Below are 18,106 nucleotides of genomic sequence, written 5' to 3' on the forward strand. Positions count from 1 at the left end.
CCAAGAGGCTGACCGCATGGTGGACGCAGAGATCTCGCGATGTGAGAAAGTGCAGGTGGGGCAGGGGTCAGGGATTGGTCCAGGCCCCGGGGGTATCGGCCAGTGCCGATACGTCGGAGGGCAGGTCGGACGACGCGACGTCGGCGAGCGACACGCCGTCGAGGATCTCGCGCACGTTGGCCCGCAGTGCGATCCACAGGGGGAGTAGCGACTGGGCGGGGCCGGTGTAGGACAGGTCCGGTGGGCGGACCCCGCGCACCGAGACGAGCGGTCCGTCCACGACGCGGATGACGTCCGCGATGCTGATGGACTGGGCGGGCTTGGCCAGCCGGTAGCCGCCGTTGCCGCCGCGCTGGCTGAGCACGAGACCGCCTCGGCGCATGTCGTTCAGGATGCCTTCGAGAAACTTGTGCGGAATGTCCTGGGCGTCGGCGATGGCTTCGGCTTTCACCGGCCCGTCATCCTGTGACGCGGCAAGCTGCAGCGCGGCACGTACCGCATAGTCCGCCCTGGCTGAGATCCGCATAGGGACATTATCCGGCATGGATTGGGCCGGCGTCGGTCGCGGGTGGCCGCCTGCTGCCGGGCAGGTACTCGTGCCCGGCAGCCGTGGGGATCAGGTCGCGGATCCGCGACCTGAACGGTGCCCTGCGGGTCAATGGAAGGCGGCCGCCACCGCGCGGTGGGAGCCGTTGAGGTAGTGCTCGCCGATGGAGCGCAGGCGGTGCGCGACCGGGCGGTGAGCTGTCAGGACTCGGGCATTGCGCCAGAACCGGTCCAGGCCGGGGGCATCGGCGAGTTCCAGCACCCGGGCCGTGATGTGCAGGGTGGCCTTCGACATCACGGCCTCGGCCGTGGCGACCAGGGCGGCGACGCCCGCGGGTACCTCGGCATCGAGCTGCGCACCCGTGGCGAGGGCCTGTGTCATCACCTCCGTCGCCCGGTCGACCACGGCGGTGGCCGTCTGAGCGGCAGAGGCGAGTTCCCCGTACGTCAGGAAGAGGTCAGGGTCCTCACCCGGCAGCCGGTGTGCGCGGCCGCCCCTGCTGAGGTCGCGCGCTTCGGTGAGGGCGCCCTCGGCGATGCCGAGGCCGACGTGGCAAAGCGCCAGCCGGAGCGCGGGCTCCGCGAGCGCGGTGAAGGGCGCTGTCGACTCCTCGTCGTGCGGCCGGCGGCCCAGCACCTGCACCGGCGTGATGGTGACCCTGTCCAGGGCGACCTCGCCCGCGCCGGCGACCCGCTGCCCGAGGCGATCGTGGGCAGGTTCGACGGTCACGCCCTGTGCGCCGGCTGGGATCCGTACGACCAGGACGTCACCGGTCGCGGCGCAGACGGCATCCACCACGATCTGGTCGGCCGCGGCCACCGCCGTGTCCACGGACCGGCGCCCGTTCAGCACGTAGCCGGTGGTGCGCGGCCTCAGTGTGAGGTCCGGTCCCTCGGTGTCGCCGTTGGGTGCGGGAGTGCGGACCGCCCCGGTCCACAGCCACCGCTCGCGCACCGACTCCTCTTCGAGGGCGGTCGCTTGCTCGTGACTCGCGTAGAAGCGTCCGCTCCAGGCGTGTACGTAGTGGCGGGCGAGTACGTCGCCGACAGAGCTGTCCGCTGCGGCGATCTCCCGTATGACGGCGCATCCCGTACGCCAGTCCGCCCCGCGGCCGGGCCCGGGCGGGGTGAGGGCCGCCGGCAGGCCGGCCTCGCGCAGCCGGGCAGCCTCGTCGGTCGGCGGCTTGCCGGCCTGATCGCGGGCGATGGCGTCCGCGGCGAGGTCGTCCGCCACGTCGCGGGCGGTACGCAGGAGCGCGCGGCGCCGCTCATCGGCGGATCGGGGGCCGGCAGGACTGGGTGTCGTCCGCATGGGCGTCACCGGCAGACCCCGGTGCCGCTGTGTGGCGCAGGGGCTGGGCGGACAGTGGTGCCATGGGGGCTGGCGGTGGTCATGTCGGCTACTCCAGAACGTTGTTGTGTGGCGTCGGCCGGTTGCTGGGCGGTGTGGGAGGCGTGCTTGTCCGTTCAGCATCAGCGTCGTGGCCGGACGCACTTCACCGGTTCCCCACTTTTCCCATCGGATTGATAGGGATACTCGTCCGAAGCTGCGTTCCGGGCAAGAGTGTGACCGAATCGTGGACAATTCGATCTCGGGATGAAAGACGCCGCAGGTCAGTGGCCGGGTTGTGCGGCTGGGTCGCCGGCGGATCCCCTGTCAGGGAGTGCGTGCACTCAGGGGGTTCGCCTGATGTGATGCCTGTCGGCGAGCCTTCGTCGAGACGGAGATCCGCTGTGGCGGCAGGGGTGGCCAGGCTCTTCGCCCGGACATTCCCTATGTAATCAGTAGGGAAGTATTGACGCGTGCCCGCCGAGCACTTCACGATGTGGTCATGTCCCCGTCGCAGCCATTGCTCGTACGCCGCAGGCACGTTGACTTCCGTCTCGTCGCCAGCGCCGTCTGCCGACCTGTTTAGGGCTTCTTCGCCAGGGCATTTCCTCGACGCGCTCCGGTGTTCCGGTTGCCGCTTCTCTCCTTGCGTCGCGCGTCTTCGTGCCCCCGGCCCTGTGAGCCGTACGGGTCCTCCCGGCCCGCGACGCGCCGACCCTCCCGGTCGAATCCGGCACGGAGACCCCATGCCCTGTCGTGTCCGAACACCCGGCATCCGTACCTCACTCCGAGCAGCCGAAGGGGCTCATCGTGACCACTGCAATTCCCGCACCCGCCGTCCGCCGTTCCCCAGCCCTCCGCCTCCAGCTGGTCGGCGACCGTCCGCCCGGTGTTCCCGCCGGCGGGACGGATGGCGGCCGCGTCGGATACCTCGTGTTCCTGCCGGCGAACGTCGACCCGGTGGCACTGATGACAGCGCACGGCGTGCGTCCGGAGGTCCACCCCCTCGAGCCCAGGACGCTTCCGGTTCCCGAGCCGGAACCGGCCCCGCACCCCGACCCCGTCCAGCTCGACGACGCCATCCGGGTCGACCGCGCACGTCGGCTGGTCGAGGTCGACGGGCGCGAACTGGATCTCACCTACCTGGAGTTCGACCTCCTGGCCCACCTCGTGGCCCATCCGTACACGGTTCACACGCGTGATGCCCTCATCTCGGGCATCTGGGGTTACGGGCACATCGGTGACGGCCGTACGGTCGATGTCCACGTAGCCCGGCTGCGCCGCAAGCTCGGTCCCGCCTACCGGGACCGCATCTCCACCGTGCGCCGCGTCGGCTACAAGTACGTTCCCGACCACCAGTAGCGCCCAGGGCCGGCTCGTTGGCGGCGGGGTCAGCCCCGCAGCGTCTCCCGTGCGGTGACCAGGGGATCCTTCCCCCGCTGGTTGAACGGCAGTTTGCCGAGTACGACTGCCATGCCGCAGGTGTTGGTGAGGGCGGAGAACACCAGACCGGCCGCGATAGCGGCGGACAGCAGCTGGAACGCCGGACGGACGAACAGGCCCAGGGCCAAGCCCAGTAGCACGATACTGCCCGCGGTGAAGCGGACCTGGCGCTCCATGGCCCAGACGGCATGCGGCCGGCCGTCCGGGTACTGAAGCCCGTGACCCTCGGCAACCCAGGCCGTGGTGCCACCGGTCAGACTCGCAGCGGGGATGCCGTGGGAAGCCAGGGTCCCGGCGGCGTTGTCCGAGCGGGCACCCGAGGCGCACACCAGGAGAAGCGGCTTGCGCCCGGCGGCCTGCCGGAGCTCCGGCAGCGCCCGCCCGATGCGGTCGAGAGGGACGTTGACGGCGTCCGGCAGATGGCCGGACGTGAACTCGGCCGGAGTGCGGACATCGACGACGGTCAGCTCGTGGAGGCGGGACTGCGCCTCGCTGACGCTCAGCGTGGTGACGAAATCACTCATGGCGGATCAGATCCTTGGCAGAGGGGGGTAGCGAGGGTGGCGCCGTCGACGGTCCGGGACCCGTCCGCGGTGCGGTAGGCCTGCTGCCGTCCCGCTTCGGCCCTGCCTCGGGCGTGGGTTCGGGGCGAGGCACGCTGGCGAACGTACCTCATCACCAATCAAGGATCGGGAGCCCCGGCGAGGTTTCGCACGGCTGCAACACACCCGTCATGAGCGTGCCAATTTCCGATACTCCGCCGACCAGCTCTCCTGGCTGCGAGCGGAACCCCGGATTTATTTCAACGGCAGGCGTTTTGTGTACGGCGGATGAAATTGCCGCACGCTTGTGTGGATATCGATATCGGGACCGTTGACAGCGATTCTTCGGTTTATCGAAGCTGCTCACGTGTCCGTGACCGAATCGAATGTCCTCACCGCGCCCGCAGGGTCCTCGGGACCGCCCGGGCCGGCCGAGCGGGTACTCCCGCTCCGCCGGCCCGGGCGGTGGATCGCCACGGCCATCGTGCTGGTGCTGGTCTCCCAGGCCGCCCACGGGCTGCTGACCAATCGCTTCTACCAGTGGGACCGGTTCGCGTACTGGTTCGTGCGGCCGGTCATCCTGGAGGGCCTGTTCATCACCCTCCAGGTGGCCGCGTACAGCGCGGTCCTGGGCCTCGCGGGCGGCATCCTGCTCGCCCTCGGCAGGCTGTCCACGAACCCCGTACTGCGGTCGGTGAGCTGGACGTACATCTGGCTGCTGCGCTCAGTGCCGCTGATCGTGGTCCTGCTGTTCCTCTACAACCTCAGCGCCCTCTACCCCACCCTGAGCATCGGGGTGCCCTTCGGGCCCGCCTTCTTCACCTTCGACGAGTCGCGGCTGGCCACCGACATCGTCGTGGCGGTCGTGGGACTGAGCCTGAGCGAAGCGGCGTACGCGGCCGAGGTGGTACGGGCCGGTGTGCTCTCCGTCGACCAGGGCCAGCACGAGGCGGCGGCCGCGCTGGGGCTGCCCAAGCGGTACCAGTTCGCCCGGATCGTCTTCCCCCAGGCGCTGCGCTCCATCGTCCCCGCCTACGTCAACCAGCTGATCGGGCTGGTCAAGGCCACCTCGCTGGTCTTCTACGTGTCGCTGCTCGACCTGTTCGGCTCCGTGCAGAGCCTGGGCAGCACCTACCCGGGCGACGTGGTGCCGCTGCTGCTGGTGGCCACCTTCTGGTACGTGGTCCTCACCAGCGTCGTCTCGGTCATCCAGTTCTACGTCGAGCGGTACTACGCGCGCGGCGCGCTGCGCACCGTACCGCCCACCCCCCTGCAGCGGGCCCGGACGGGCCTGCGCGACCTCCGGAACCGCTTCCGGAAGGAGACGGCGCGATGACCACCATCACGCGGGCCGCCGCGATCGAGGTCCACGACGTGCACAAGTGGTACGGCGACCAGCAGGTCCTGGACGGGGTGAGCCTGACGCTGCGGCCGGGCACGGTCACCGCGATCCTCGGCCGCTCCGGCTCCGGCAAGTCCACCCTGCTGCGGGTCATCAACCACCTGGAGAAGCCGGAGGCCGGATACGTCAGCGTGGGCGGCGAGCTGATCGGCGTACAGCGGCACGGCGGGCGGCTGAAGGAGCTGAGCGAGCGGGCGATCCTCGCCCAGCGCGGCCGGATCGGCTTCGTCTTCCAGAACTTCAACCTCTTTCCGCACCTGACCGTGCTGGATAACGTCGCCGCGGCCCCGGTGGCCACCGGCAGGCTGCCGCGGCCGCAGGCCCGGGCCCTGGCGCGCGAGCTCCTGGAGCGCGTCGGGCTCGGCGACCGGACCGGTGCCTATCCGCGGCAGCTGTCCGGCGGCCAGCAGCAGCGCGTGGCCATCGCCCGCGCCCTCGCGCTGCGGCCCGGCGTCATCCTCTTCGACGAACCCACCTCCGCGCTGGACCCCGAACTCGTCGGCGAGGTGCTGTCCGTGATCAAGGACCTGGCCACCGGCGGCACCACGCTGGTCATCGTCACGCACGAGATCGGCTTCGCCCGCGAGGTGGCCGACGAGGTCGTCTTCCTCGACGGCGGCCGCATCGTCGAACAGGGCCCGCCCGAGCAAGTGCTGGACCGGCCCGCCCATGCCCGTACGCGGGAGTTCCTGAGCAAGGTGCTCTGACTTCCCCGCGTCCCACCCCGCCCGCCCTTCCCGAACCGAAAAGGAACACCATGCAACGCCGACCCTCCCTGCGCACCAGATTCGTCCGCGGCCTCGGCGCCGCCACCGCCACCGTGGCGCTCGCCTCCGGCCTCACCGCGTGCGGCGGCGATGCCGAGGCCACCGGGGCAGGTGGGGACGTGGTCACCATCGGCGCGGTGTCCAACGGTGCCGCCCGGCAGACCGAGCTGACCGTCCCGGCCGTGGAGGCCCTGCGCGCGCAGCTGCCGGCGGCCGTCCGCGAACGCGGTGAGCTCGTCATCGGCGTGGGCGCGCTGCCCGCAGGCTTCCCGCCGCTGGCGTACGTCGGCACCGACCAGAAGACCCTGACCGGCGCGGAACCGGACCTCGGCCGGCTGGTGGCCGCCGTGCTCGGGCTCAAGCCGGTAGTGAAGAACTCCACCTGGGAGAACGTCTTCCTCGGTGTCGACAGTGGCAAGGTCGACGTCGCCTTCACGAACGTCACGGTCACCGAGGAGCGCAAGAAGAAGTACGAGTTCGCCTCCTACCGGCAGGACAACCTGGCCTTCGAGGTCCTGAAGGACAACCCCTGGAGCTTCGGCAACGACTTCCACAGCCTCGCGGGCAAGACGGTGGCGGTCAGTTCGGGCACCAACCAGGAGAAGATCCTGCTTGAGTGGCAGAAGAAGCTCCAGGCGGAGGGCAAGGACCTCACTGTCAAGTACTTCCCCGACGCCAACAGCACCGCCCTGGCGCTGAGCGGCAAGAAGATCGATCTCAGCTTCGGCCCGAACCCGTCCATCGCCTACCACATCACCCAGAGCGCGAGCGGCAACGCCCCCACGCGCAGCGCGGGTTCCTTCTCCGGGGCCGGCGAGTCGCTCCAAGGCCTGATCGCCGCGACCGCGAAGAAGGACAGCGGACTCGCCAAGCCGGTGGCCGAGGCGATCAACCATCTGATCAAGGACGGCCAGTACGCGCAGCTGCTCGCCGCCTGGAACCTGTCCAACGAGGCCGTCACCACCTCGGAGGTCGACCCGCCGGGCCTGCCGGTGACCAACTCCTGAATCCCCGGCCCCCGGGCCGCGCCACGGACGGAGAGCCCGCCCCATGAGCACGAACGCAGGTCCCAGCACGAGCACGAGCACGGGCACGGGCACGGGCACGAGCACGCGCCTGGGCACCGTGGTGTCCCCGCACGTCCTCGACAACCCCGCCTGGGCCTCGTTGTCCGGCGCGCACGCCGCCTTCGCCGAGCGGGCGGCCCGTCCCGAGGCCGATCCCTCCTCCTCCCGCGCCGCCCGCTATCCGTCGGACGTCTCGCCGTTCGCCGCCCTCGCGGACCCGGCCGACCCGGACTCGTGGGCCGACCTGCGCAGGCTGGTCGGCGACGGCGGGACCGCCGCGCTCGCCGGCGTACTGACCCCGCCCGACGGCTGGGAGACCGTTGGCTCGGTCCCCGGCGTCCAGCTGGTCGACACCTCGCTGCGCGCCGAACCCGCCCCCGAGGCGGTCAGGCTCGGCCCCCGTGACGTACCCGAGATCCTCGGTCTGATCGAGCTCACCAAGCCCGGTCCGTTCCTGCCGCGCACCGTCGAGCTGGGCACGTACCTCGGCATCCGTCACCACGGCCGGCTGATCGCGATGGCCGGGGAGCGGCTGCGGCCGCCGGGCTGGACCGAGATCAGCGCGGTGTGCACCCATCCCGACCACCGGGGCGGGGGGCTGGCGACGCGGCTGGTCCGCGCCGTCGCCGCGGGAATCCGGGAGCGCGGCGACGTCCCGTTCCTCCATACCGCGGCGAGCAACACGACGGCGATCCGGCTGTACCAGTCGATCGGCTTCACCCTGCGCCGCCGCCCGTCCTTCATGGCGGTCCGCGCGCCCTGCAATACCGCTGCCAACTTCTCTTAATATTGCGGTCATTGTATGGCACCGCTATCGAGCGTAGCGTTTCGAAGAGATATTGATGACGAGCCTCTTCCCCGCCCCTCTCGTACGCCCCCACATTCGCGACGCACATCGGCCTCCTTTTCGCACGGCCGACCAGGAAGGCGTAATTCGACGTGTCCGCATTCCCGCCCGCATCCGCATTCACATCGGCATCTTCCGAAGCGCTGCACCTCGCCGTCGCGCTCGACGGCGCGGGCTGGCACCCTGCCGCCTGGCGCGAGCCGGGCGCGCGGCCCGGCGAACTCTTCACGGCCCGCTACTGGGCCGATGCCGTTGCCGAGGCCGAAGCCGGACTGCTCGACTTCGTCACCTTCGAGGACGCCCTCGCCCTCCAGTCGTCGTCGGCGGACGGGCCCGACGGGCGCACGGACCAGGTCCGCGGGCGGCTGGACGCGGTACTCACCGCCGCCCGCGTCGCACCGCTGACCCGGCACATCGGACTGGTCCCGGCCGTGACCGCCACCCACACCGAGCCCTTCCACATATCCAAGGCGATCGCCACCCTCGACCACGTCAGCCGCGGACGTGCGGGCCTGCGCATCCAGGTGTCACAACTGGCCCACGAGACCCGGCACTTCGGACGCCGGGCGGTCCCGCTCCCCGATGCGGAGTCCTGCGAGGAGGCCGCCGACCACATCGAGGTGATCCGGCGGCTGTGGGACAGCTGGGACGACGACGCCGAGATCCGGGACGTGGCCACCGGCCGGTTCGTCGACCGCGACAAGCTGCACTACATCGACTTCGAGGGCCGCCACTTCAGCGTCAGGGGGCCGTCGATCACCCCCCGCCCGCCGCAGGGGCAGCCCGTTGTAACCGCTGCGAGCGCTGCCGGCGCCCTGGGCGACGGCAGCGCGGCGTACGGTCTCATCGCCCGGTCCACGGATGTCGGGTACGTCGCCGTGCGCGATGCCGACGGGGCCCGCGCCGCGGTCGCGGAGATCCGGCAGGCCCGGGAATCAGCCGGGCTCGCGGCGCAGCCGCTGCACCTCTTCGCGGACCTCACCGTGTTCCTGGACGAGGACGCTCCCGCGGCCGACGCGCGCCGCAGCCGCCTGGACGCGCTCGCGGGCGCCCCGTACAGCAGTGACACGGCGATCTTCACCGGGACCTCCGCGCAGCTGGCGGACCAGCTCCAGGACTGGCGGACGGCAGGCCTGTCGGGCTTCCGGCTGCGGCCGGGAGTGATCGCCCGCGACCTGCCCGCCATCACCCGGGGGCTGGTACCGGAGCTCCAGCGGCGCGGGGTCTTCCGCCGCGCGTACGAGGCGGACACCCTGCGCGGACTGCTGGGCCTGGAGCGCCCGGGCGGCCGCTATGCCGCCCACCCCGCCGCCTGATCCCGGACCCGGAAGGACCCACCATGAGCACCAAGCCGCTCAAGCAGATCCATCTCGCGGCCCACTTCCCCGGAGTCAACAACACCACCGTGTGGAGCGACCCGGCCGCCGGCAGCCACATCGACTTCGATTCGTTCGTCCACTTCGCGCGGACCGCCGAACGCGCCAAATTCGACTTCCTCTTCCTTGCCGAGGGTCTCAGGCTGCGCGAACAGGGCGGCCGGATATACGACTTGGACGTGGTCGGACGGCCCGACACCTTCACCGTGCTCGCCGCCCTGGCGGCCGTCACCGAGCGCCTCGGGCTGACCGGCACGATCAATTCCACCTTCAACGAGCCCTACGAGGTGGCCCGCCAGTTCGCCTCGCTGGACCATCTCTCCGAGGGTCGGGCCGCGTGGAACGTCGTCACCTCCTGGGACGCCTTCACCGGCGAGAACTTCCGGCGCGGCGGGTTCCTGCCGCGCGAGGACCGCTACTCGCGCGCCCAGGAGTTCCTGGCCACCGCGACCGAGCTGTTCGACTCCTGGGACGGCTCCGAGATCGCCGCCGACGCCGGTTCGGGCACGTTCCTGCGGGACGCACGGGCCGGGGCCTTCGCCCACCAGGGGCGGCATTTCGACATCGAGGGTCACTTCAACGTGCCGCGCAGCCCGCAGGGCCGACCGGTGGCCTTCCAGGCGGGGGACTCCGACGAGGGCCGCGAGTTCGCCGCCTCCAGTGCCGACGCGATCTTCGGCCAATACGGGACCCTCGACGAGGGCCGGGAGTTCTACGCCGACGTCAAGGGCCGCCTTCCCAAGTACGGGCGCTCCCCGGACCAGTTGAAGATCCTGCCCGCGGCCACCTTCGTACTCGGCGACACCGACGCCGAGGCGCACGAGATCGCGCACGACGTACGCCGCCTGCAGGTCAGCGGGCAGACCGCGATCAAGTTCCTGGAGCACGTCTGGAACCGGGACCTGTCCGCCTACGACCCGGACGGCCCGCTGCCTGCCGTCGACCCGGAGGTCGGTGAGAACACGATCGCCCTCGGGCGTGCGAGCGTCCGCCAGTTCCGCGACCCGCTCGAAACCGCCCGCCAGTGGCGCGAGCTCGCCCAGGCCAAGAACCTCTCCATCCGCGAGCTCGTCATCGCGACCACCTCCCGCCAGACCTTCGTCGGCTCCGCCGCCACGGTCGCCGAGTCGATCAACGACCTGGTGCAGGCGGACGCGGCCGACGGGTTCATCCTGGTCCCCCACATCACGCCGGGCGGCCTGGACGGATTCGCGGACACCGTCGTCCCGCTGCTCCAGGAGCGTGGCGTCTTCCGCGCCGAGTACGAGGGCACCACCCTGCGCGAGCACCTCGGGCTCACGGTGCCCGGCGTCGGAGCGGCGGTCCGGCAGGTCGCGGCCTCGTGAAGTTCCTGGCCATCACCCTGATCACGGACTCCGCGGATCCGGTGACGGGCGCCCTCACACCCACCCGTGAGCGGTTCCGCGAGGTGGTCGCCGCCGCGCTGCTCGCGGAGGAGCTCGGCTTCGACGGCTTCGGGGTCGGCGAGCGCCACGAGCGGCCGTTCCTGTCCTCCTCACCGCCCGTGGTGCTCAGCCACATCGCCGCGCTGACCCGCCGGATCCGGCTGTTCACCGCCGTGACCACCCTGAGCCTGCTGGACCCGGTGCGGGCGTACGAGGACTACGCGACGCTCGACCACCTCTCCGACGGCCGCCTGGAGCTGATGATCGGCAAGGGCAACGGCACGGCCCAGCGCGAGCTGTTCCACGTGACCCCCGAGGACCAGTGGGAGCGCAACGCCGAGGGCTACGAGCTGTTCCGGCGCATCTGGCGCGAGGACAAGGTGACCGCCGAGCCGCGCTTCCGCCCCGCGCTGGCCGGCGCCGAGGTCCTGCCGAGGCCCTTCCAGCCGGCCCTGCGGGTCTGGCACGGCAGTGCGACCAGCCGGGAGTCCGTCGATCTCGCGGCGCGCTACGGAGACCCGCTCTTCTCGGCGAACGTCACCCACCCGATCGTCCCGTACGCCGAACTGATCCGCCACTACCGGGAGCGCTGGGAGCACTACGGGCACGATCCGGCGCACGCCGTCGTGGGTGCGGGTACGGCCGGCTACCACGCGGCCCCCACCTCGCAGCAGGCCGTGGCGGCGTACCGGCCGGCGTTCGCCCGGTACCTCGCCTTCCACAAGCAGCAGGGTCTGGATCCCGTCTTCCCGACGCTGGAGGACTTCATCGAGCGCAGCTCGGCGCTCGTGGGCAGCCCCCAGCAGGTGATCGAGAAGGTCCACCGCTACCACGAGGCCTTCGGCCACACGGCCCTGCACCTCCAGGCGGAGCCGGGCGGGCTCACCCCCGCGGAGCACCGTGCCTCCCTCGAACTCTTCCAGTCGCAGATCGCCCCGGTGTTGCGCCGCGAGATCCCCGACCCCGCCTTCCCCGACCTGTAAGGAGCCCGGCCATGTCCGGCATCCCCCTCGGGGTCCTCGACCTCGTACCGGTTTCCTCCGGTTCCACCGCCGCCGAGGCCCTGCACCACAGCATCGACCTCGCCCGGCAGACCGAGGCCTTCGGCTACGCCCGCTACTGGTTCGCCGAGCACCACCTCAACCCGGGGGTCGCCGGGACCTCCCCCGCGGTCGTCCTCGCGCTGACCGCCTCCGCGACCAAGACCATCCGGCTCGGCTCAGGCGCCGTCCAGCTCGGACACCGCACCGCGCTGTCCACGGTCGAGGAGTTCGGCCTGATCGATGCGCTGCACCCCGGGCGCCTGGACCTGGGCCTGGGCCGCTCGGCCGGCCGTCCGCAGCAGCGGACTTCGCAGGTCCCTCCGTTCGAGGGGTACACCCCGAACGGGCTGCGCATCCCGGCCCGGTTCTCCTTCGCGCACCTGCTGGGTCATCCGCGGGTCGCGCTCCAGCAGAGGCTGCTGAACCTGCCGGGTGCCCAGCCGCAGGAGTACGCCGAGCAGGTCGACGACGTCCTCGCGCTGCTGCGGGGCGACTACCGCTCCCCGGAGGGGGTGGAGGCACATGCCGTCCCGGGCGAGGGGGCCGACGTACAGGTGTGGATCCTGGGCAGCAGCGGCGGGGTCAGCGCGGAGACCGCGGGCCGCAACGGGCTGCGGTTCGCGGCCAATTACCACGTCAGCCCGGCCTCGGTGCTGGAGGCGGCCGAGGGCTACCGGGCCGCCTTCAAGCCGTCCGCGGAGCTGGACCGGCCGTATCTGACGGTGTCCGCCGATGTCGTCGTGGCCGAGGACGACGAGACGGCCCGCGAGCTGGCCGCCGGCTACGCGCCCTGGGTGCGCAGCATCCGTACCGCCGAGGGCGCCATCCCCTTCCCCACGCCTGCCGAGGCGCGCGCCCTGCCCTGGACGGACGCGGACCGGGAACTCGTCGCCGACCGGGTGGACACCCAGTTCGTCGGCTCGGCCCGGACCGTCGCCGATCATCTGGAGCGGCTCCAGGAGGCCACCGGGGCCGACGAGTTGCTGATCACCACCATCACGCACGACCACGCCGACCGGGTCCGCTCCTACCGCCTGCTGGCCGAGGAGTGGCAGCGTCGTTGACGCGCCGGCCGAGCTGTCACACGCCTTAATGCCATGTGCATGGCCATCAGGCCGGTGCTCTTTGCGTGATCGAATCCCGCCGCGAGAGCCAAGGGCCCCCTGAAGCCCCACTTCCCGATCACCGCCGCCACTACCGGGCCGCGGTGATCGGGAAGTGGGGCTTCGGGCCGGAGGAGGGCGACCAGCTCAGCCACCCGCGCGAGGAGACGATCGCCGCCAACGAGGACGGCGCGAAGGGGTCCGGGAGCCTCAAGGCCCCTGACAAGAACCGACTTTGATGGTCCATCAGTTCATTTCGTTGTTTGCAGCCCTCTTTCGCTGCCATGTGAACTGTGAAATTGTACGGTCACACTTTCCGTGGGCATGCCAGCTCCGGGAGTGCTCAACTTCCGTTGCCATCACGGTCCGCACCCCCACTGCCGTGCCCCACGCACGGCTGCCGACCGGCCTGGAGGCCATCGCCATGCGCAAACCCCCCACCCTCAGGAAACTCACCCAACTGCTGATACCCACCGTGGCCGTTGCCGGCCTGGGGCTCACCATGCTCGCCCCCAATGGCGCGGCGGCCCCGGCCGGCGCTGGGGCACCCAAGCCCGCACCGAGGTCGGCCCCCGCCCCACAGCCCGCCTCCGCCACGGTGCTTGCCGCCGATCTCGCACCCGGACATGCCGCCGACCCCGTGCGATCGGCCTCGAAGGACTCGAAGGCCTCAAACCCCGCACAACGCCCTCCGCTCCCCGCGGCCCAGAACGCCGCAGAGCGCGAGCTGGCCCGCTCTGCGGCGAAGGCCGCGGCGGACTGCAACGTCAGCGACTTCACCTCGAAGACCGGCACTGCCCTGGTCGAGCAGATCCAGAAGTCGGACACCACCTGCATCAACACGCTGTTCAGCGTGGCCGGTGAGGACTCCAAGGCCCTCTTCCGTGAGGAACAGATGGTCACGGTGGCGAACGCACTCAAGGGTGTCGCAACCAACTACCCGGGTGACAACAGCACTTTCGCAACCCAGGTGGTGCTGTACCTGCGCGCCGGCTACTACATCCAGTACAACCAGCCCGAGAACGTCGGCGAATACGGCCCGACGCTGAAGAGCGCCATTCAGGGCGCCCTGGATGCCTTCTTCGGCTCATCCCACGCCTTCGACGTCACCGAGGCCAACGGAGAGACCCTGGCCGAGACGGTCACCCTGATCGACAGCTCCGGAGAGAACGCCCGCCACCTCAACGTGGTCAAGCGTCTGCAGAAGGACTACAACTCGTCGTACGACCAGTTCTACGGGATGCTCGCAGCGGTCAACAACACCTACACCGTGCTCTTCCGCGGCCACCAGCTGCCTGAGTTCGTGGCAGCCGTGAAGGCGGACCCGAGCGTCCTCACCGGACTGCGTGACTTCGCCGTCGCCCACGACGATCTGCTCGGCACCGACAAGTCCTACCTGGCCGGCAACGCCGGACGCGAACTCGGCCGCTTCCTGCGGCACGCCGACCTCAAGGACACCGTCAAGCCGTTGGTCAAAGAGCTGCTCGGCCGCAGCGAGATCACTGGCCGCACCGCCCCGCTCTGGGTCGGCCTTGCCGAGATGACGAATGAGTACGACAAGGAGAACTGCGCCGAGTACGAAACCTGTGACCTGCAGAACCGCGTGCGCGACGCCGTGCTGACGGTCAAGCACGCATGCGGTCCGAGCGTGAAGATCCTCGCGCAGGAGCTGACCGCGTCCGAACTGTCGGCCACGTGCGACAGCGTCGTCAAGCAGGACCCGGTGTTCCACACCATCGTCAAGGACAACGGTCCGGTCAAGGACGACAACAACGCCAGCATCGAGATCGTCGCCTTCAACTCCAGTACCGACTACAAGACCTACGCCGGTGTCGTCTTCGGCATCGACACCAACAACGGCGGCATGTACCTCGAGGGCGACCCAGCCGCTGAGGGCAACCAGCCGCGCTTCATCGCCTACGAGCAGCGGGCCCAGGACGGCTCCTTCCAGATCTGGAACCTCAACCACGAGTACACCCACTACCTCGACGGCCGCTACGACATGTACGGCGACTTCGCAGCCGGGCAGACCACCCCGACCGTGATGTGGATCGAGGGTTTCGCCGAGTACGTCTCCTACTCGTACCGCGGCATCACCTACGACAGGGCGATCGAGGAGGCGGGCAAGAACACCTACAAGCTCAGCCGGCTCTTCGAGACCACCTACGACAACGCCGACACCACCCGTGTCTACCAGTGGGGCTATCTGGGCGTCCGCTACATGCTCCAGTCGCACCCCGCGGACGTGGCAACCCTGCTCGGCCACTACCGCGCAGGCGAGTACGACGCGGCCCACAGCCTGCTCCGCGACACCATCGGCACCAGGTACGACGCCGACTTCGCCGACTGGCTGAGCAAGTGCGCAGGCGGCGACTGCGGCCGGCTGCCGGCCCGGAGCGGCCGGTGACAGGGGCCTAGGTCACCGGCAGGAAATGAGCCAAGAGAGCCTGGTGTCCCGTGCATCGACCGTGCGCGGGACACCAGGCTTCTCAACCAGGCCCGGCGGGATGGCAGAGCCCGGTCCTCCTCGCCCGCGCTGGACGCTCGCAGAGGAGCTGTTGCTCGGCAAAGGGACACGGCACCGACGCCGGCGCATGCCGTCTCTACCGCCCAGTTGCGTCCGCGCAGTCCGTCACCGCCTCGGCGAGCGCGCGTACCAGTGGGGTCGCGCGGTCCGTGCGCCAGATCAGGGCCCATTGGACAGGCGGGGCATCGCGGAGGGGGAGGTAGACGACGTCGGTCTGCGCGTTGTAGCGCCGCCCCTCGTCGGGGACTGTACAGACCGCGTCGCCTGCCGGGCACGAGGGCAAGGATCTCGTGGAAGGTGGCGGCGGCCGGGCCGCGGCGGACGGGGCGTCCGGCCGGAGTGCGGGCCGGCAGGACGGCGGTCTCCCAGTAGGAGGGAATGGAGCCGTTCAGCCGCGGCACGATGTGGTCGCCGAGCACCTCCATGCTCACCGACTCCTGCCGGGCGAGCGGGTGATCCGCGGCCACCACCAGGTGGAGCGGTTCCTCGCGCAGCACCACTCCGACGGTCAGGTCAGGCTCGCGGACCGGCAGCCAGGTGGTCACCGCGTCGACCTCGCCGGCCCGTAGGGCTCCGAACGGATTGCTGAAGAACACTTCCCGGAACCGGAGTTCGGCGGAACGGGTCAAGATCGACTGTTGTGCCCGGGCTGTCCGATACGCATGCTGGGTACCGGGCAGGGAGGCCGCCTCCCGCAGGTGACATGAGCCGGCATGAGGCTGCAGGACCGGCCCGCTCAATTCGGCCACGAACCCCACGGAGAGATTCCCGCGTGACATCCGACCCGAGCATTGCCCAGGCACCTGACCCGGCCACCATCCATCCTCTGCCTGCCCACGAGCGGGTCGTCTTCCTCAAGCCACTGGTTGCCGGGACGAACGTCGTGGTGGGTGACTTCACCTACTACGACGACCCCGACGGGGCGACCGACTTCGCGCAGCGAAATGTGCTGTACGCCTACGGTCCGGAACGGCTGACCATCGGCAAGTACTGCGCGATCGCCACGGGCACCCGGTTCCTGATGGCGGGCGCGGACCACCCGTCGATGGGGGTGTCCACCTTCCCCTTCGCCATGTTCGGCGGCGAGTGGACCGAGCAGACCCTCGACCTCGTCACCGGCATGCCCAGCCGCGGGGACACGGTGGTCGGCAACGACGTGTGGTTCGGATACGGAGCCACCGTGATGCCGGGGATTCGGATCGGCGACGGCGCGGTGATCGCGGCCGGAGCGGTGGTCACCGCCGACGTGCCGCCGTACACCATCGTGGGCGGGAACCCGGCCCGGACGATCAGACAGCGCTTCGACGACGGCGACATCGAACGGCTCACACGGGCGGCCTGGTGGGACTGGCCCGTCGAGCTGGTGACCGCGCACGCGCGCACCATCATGGCCGGATCCCCGCAGGACATCGAGCGCATCGCCACCGCCGAAGGTCTGGAGCAGCAGTGACACCCCCGGCCATCGAGGAGTACGCGGTGTCCGGTCGCGACAGCGGCCCGTACGCGGTCACCACCGGCCCGGACGGCGCGCTGTGGTTCACCATGGTGCACAGCGGCAGCATCGGCCGGCTGGTCCCGGGGCAGGAGCCGGCCAGTCATCAACTCGCCTCGGACAGCGGCCCGACTGTCATCTGTAACGGGCCGGACGGCGCACTCTGGTTCACCGAGTACCGGGCGCACCGGATCGGGCGGATCACGACGGTCGGCCAGGTGACCGAGTTCACGCCGCCGACCGCGGAGTGCGGGCCTTTCGGTATCGCGGCGGGGCCGGACGGCGCGCTGTGGTTCACCGAGACCGCCGCCGACCGCATCGGCCGCCTCACCACCGACGGAACGGTCACGGAGTACCCGCTGCCACGCACGGGAGCGTTCCCCTCCGCGATCGCCGCGGCCGGGGACGCGATGTGGTTCACGATGAACCAGGCCAACGCCATCGGCCGTATCGGCATGAACGGCCGCATCACGGTGCACGAGCTGCCCACCGAGGCGGCCGCGCCGGTGGGTATCGCCGTGGGCCCGGACGGAAGCGTCTGGTTCACCGAGATCGCGGCAGGTCAGATCGGCCGGAGAGCGCCTGACGGCCGGGTCACCGAGTACCCGCTGCCCGACCGATCGGCCCGGCCGCACGCCGTCACAACCGACGCCGACGGCACGGCCTGGTTCACCGAGTGGGGCGGCAACCGCGTCGGCTCGGTCACCTCCGACGGCACGGTCACCGTCCACGACCTGCCCACCCCGGCCTCCGAGCCGCACGGGATCACGGTTGGCCCGGACGGCGCCCTGTGGACGGCCCTGGAGACAGGCGCACTGGCCCGCATCATCACCACCAAGAACATCGAACAGAGGAACGCCTTATGAAATACGCCCTCGTGATCTTCGAGACGCATGCGTCACGCGCCCGGATCCGGGCCGACCGCGACGGCTACCGGAAGGCTTACGAGACCTGGATCGGCGAGCTCGCGGCAGCGGGCAAGCTGGCCGGCGGCGACGCCCTCGACACCGAGCACCGGGGTCCCGTGACGGTGCGCAAGACGGCGGACGGGTCCGCAGCGGTGACCGAGGGGCCCGTGCACAGCGGCGAGGAGACCCTCGGCGGCTGGTTCGTACTGGAAGTTGCCGACCACGCCGAGGCCATCGAGCTGGCCCGGGGCTTCCCCACCCCGGAGGCGCTCGAAATCCGCCCGGTCCTCGAATCGGCCTGAGACTC

The 18,106-nt window shown here is 70.4% G+C and carries 17 protein-coding genes and 1 pseudogene; 14 read left to right on the forward strand and 4 right to left on the reverse strand.

Going from position 1 to position 18,106, the window contains the following annotated elements; genetic code table 11:
• Positions 1–67: 67 nt before the first annotated feature.
• Both JIW86_RS33760 and JIW86_RS33765 read right to left on the reverse strand, forming a co-directional pair.
• Entirely contained in the window at positions 68–526 is a 459-nt protein-coding gene (locus JIW86_RS33760) for an RrF2 family transcriptional regulator (protein WP_257557714.1), read from the reverse strand.
• A gap of 129 nt (positions 527–655) precedes the next feature.
• On the reverse strand, positions 656–1,858 hold the full coding sequence (locus JIW86_RS33765) for an acyl-CoA dehydrogenase family protein (protein ID WP_257557716.1): 1,203 nt from the start codon (positions 1,856–1,858) through the stop codon (positions 656–658).
• A gap of 828 nt (positions 1,859–2,686) precedes the next feature.
• Between JIW86_RS33765 and JIW86_RS33770 the strand changes: the two genes are divergently transcribed.
• A complete protein-coding gene (locus JIW86_RS33770; protein WP_257557718.1) occupies positions 2,687–3,238 on the forward strand; it encodes a winged helix-turn-helix domain-containing protein in 552 nt (183 codons plus the stop codon).
• A gap of 29 nt (positions 3,239–3,267) precedes the next feature.
• Here the strand turns inward: JIW86_RS33770 and JIW86_RS33775 are convergent, their stop codons facing one another.
• Positions 3,268–3,843, reverse strand: a complete 576-nt coding sequence (locus tag JIW86_RS33775) for a rhodanese-like domain-containing protein (protein WP_257557720.1) — start codon at positions 3,841–3,843, stop codon at positions 3,268–3,270.
• 391 nt (positions 3,844–4,234) lie between these two features.
• Between JIW86_RS33775 and JIW86_RS33780 the strand changes: the two genes are divergently transcribed.
• The 10 genes from JIW86_RS33780 to JIW86_RS33825 all read left to right on the forward strand — a co-directional run bounded on the left by JIW86_RS33780 (position 4,235) and on the right by JIW86_RS33825 (position 15,279).
• Positions 4,235–5,197 carry an amino acid ABC transporter permease gene (locus JIW86_RS33780; RefSeq protein ID WP_257559536.1) on the forward strand — a complete coding sequence of 321 codons (963 nt, stop codon included), beginning with the start codon at positions 4,235–4,237 and terminating at the stop codon, positions 5,195–5,197.
• Entirely contained in the window at positions 5,194–5,970 is a 777-nt protein-coding gene (locus tag JIW86_RS33785; protein ID WP_257557722.1) for an amino acid ABC transporter ATP-binding protein, read from the forward strand. The genes JIW86_RS33780 and JIW86_RS33785 overlap by 4 nt, the downstream gene beginning before the upstream one ends.
• 50 nt (positions 5,971–6,020) lie before the next feature.
• Positions 6,021–7,037 (forward strand): ABC transporter substrate-binding protein, encoded by a 1,017-nt coding sequence (locus JIW86_RS33790; RefSeq protein WP_257557724.1) that lies wholly within the window; start codon positions 6,021–6,023, stop codon positions 7,035–7,037.
• 43 nt (positions 7,038–7,080) lie between these two features.
• Positions 7,081–7,884, forward strand: coding sequence for a GNAT family N-acetyltransferase (locus JIW86_RS33795; RefSeq protein WP_257557726.1), 804 nt, complete (start codon positions 7,081–7,083; stop codon positions 7,882–7,884).
• 152 nt (positions 7,885–8,036) lie between these two features.
• Entirely contained in the window at positions 8,037–9,260 is a 1,224-nt protein-coding gene (locus JIW86_RS33800) for an LLM class flavin-dependent oxidoreductase (protein ID WP_257557728.1), read from the forward strand.
• Positions 9,261–9,283: 23 nt separating this feature from the next.
• Positions 9,284–10,666, forward strand: coding sequence for an NtaA/DmoA family FMN-dependent monooxygenase (locus JIW86_RS33805; RefSeq protein ID WP_257557730.1), 1,383 nt, complete (start codon positions 9,284–9,286; stop codon positions 10,664–10,666).
• Complete coding sequence (locus JIW86_RS33810) at positions 10,663–11,709, forward strand: LLM class flavin-dependent oxidoreductase (RefSeq protein WP_257557732.1); 1,047 nt, start codon at positions 10,663–10,665, stop codon at positions 11,707–11,709. The genes JIW86_RS33805 and JIW86_RS33810 overlap by 4 nt, the downstream gene beginning before the upstream one ends.
• A gap of 11 nt (positions 11,710–11,720) precedes the next feature.
• On the forward strand, positions 11,721–12,833 hold the full coding sequence (locus JIW86_RS33815; protein WP_257557734.1) for an LLM class flavin-dependent oxidoreductase: 1,113 nt from the start codon (positions 11,721–11,723) through the stop codon (positions 12,831–12,833).
• Between the two features lie 65 nt (positions 12,834–12,898).
• Positions 12,899–13,111, forward strand: coding sequence for a hypothetical protein (locus tag JIW86_RS33820; RefSeq protein WP_257557736.1), 213 nt, complete (start codon positions 12,899–12,901; stop codon positions 13,109–13,111).
• Between the two features lie 185 nt (positions 13,112–13,296).
• Positions 13,297–15,279, forward strand: coding sequence for a collagenase (locus JIW86_RS33825; protein WP_257559537.1), 1,983 nt, complete (start codon positions 13,297–13,299; stop codon positions 15,277–15,279).
• Positions 15,280–15,731: 452 nt separating this feature from the next.
• Here the strand turns inward: JIW86_RS33825 and JIW86_RS42230 are convergent.
• A pseudogene (locus tag JIW86_RS42230) lies at positions 15,732–16,178 on the reverse strand (LysR family transcriptional regulator substrate-binding protein); the annotation flags it as partial.
• Here JIW86_RS42230 and JIW86_RS33835 point away from each other — a divergent pair.
• From JIW86_RS33835 to JIW86_RS33845, 3 genes are read left to right on the forward strand one after another with little or no spacing between them, the layout of a single operon-like run.
• Positions 16,172–16,849: a CatB-related O-acetyltransferase gene (locus JIW86_RS33835; RefSeq protein ID WP_406367728.1), complete on the forward strand. Its 678-nt coding sequence runs from the start codon at positions 16,172–16,174 to the stop codon at positions 16,847–16,849. The pseudogene JIW86_RS42230 and the gene JIW86_RS33835 overlap by 7 nt on opposite strands.
• Positions 16,846–17,757, forward strand: coding sequence for a virginiamycin B lyase (locus JIW86_RS33840; RefSeq protein WP_257557738.1), 912 nt, complete (start codon positions 16,846–16,848; stop codon positions 17,755–17,757). The genes JIW86_RS33835 and JIW86_RS33840 overlap by 4 nt, the downstream gene beginning before the upstream one ends.
• The gene (locus tag JIW86_RS33845; RefSeq protein WP_257557740.1) at positions 17,754–18,101 is read left to right on the forward strand and encodes a YciI family protein; all 348 of its coding nucleotides are present in this window, start codon (positions 17,754–17,756) and stop codon (positions 18,099–18,101) included. The genes JIW86_RS33840 and JIW86_RS33845 overlap by 4 nt, the downstream gene beginning before the upstream one ends.
• Positions 18,102–18,106: the final 5 nt, after the last annotated feature.

It is taken from the genome of Streptomyces sp. NBC_00162 (assembly GCF_024611995.1).
Classification (GTDB): Bacteria; Actinomycetota; Actinomycetes; order Streptomycetales; family Streptomycetaceae; genus Streptomyces.

Coding starts and splice junctions, on each gene's coding strand:
- JIW86_RS33760 (WP_257557714.1), bottom strand. CDS start 526: ATGCGGATCTCAGCCAGGGCGGACTATGCGGTACGTGCCGCGCTGCAG.
- JIW86_RS33765 (WP_257557716.1), bottom strand. CDS start 1,858: ATGCGGACGACACCCAGTCCTGCCGGCCCCCGATCCGCCGATGAGCGG.
- JIW86_RS33775 (WP_257557720.1), bottom strand. CDS start 3,843: ATGAGTGATTTCGTCACCACGCTGAGCGTCAGCGAGGCGCAGTCCCGC.
- JIW86_RS33785 (WP_257557722.1), top strand. CDS start 5,194: ATGACCACCATCACGCGGGCCGCCGCGATCGAGGTCCACGACGTGCAC.
- JIW86_RS33790 (WP_257557724.1), top strand. CDS start 6,021: ATGCAACGCCGACCCTCCCTGCGCACCAGATTCGTCCGCGGCCTCGGC.
- JIW86_RS33795 (WP_257557726.1), top strand. CDS start 7,081: ATGAGCACGAACGCAGGTCCCAGCACGAGCACGAGCACGGGCACGGGC.
- JIW86_RS33805 (WP_257557730.1), top strand. CDS start 9,284: ATGAGCACCAAGCCGCTCAAGCAGATCCATCTCGCGGCCCACTTCCCC.
- JIW86_RS33815 (WP_257557734.1), top strand. CDS start 11,721: ATGTCCGGCATCCCCCTCGGGGTCCTCGACCTCGTACCGGTTTCCTCC.
- JIW86_RS33825 (WP_257559537.1), top strand. CDS start 13,297: ATGCGCAAACCCCCCACCCTCAGGAAACTCACCCAACTGCTGATACCC.
- JIW86_RS33845 (WP_257557740.1), top strand. CDS start 17,754: ATGAAATACGCCCTCGTGATCTTCGAGACGCATGCGTCACGCGCCCGG.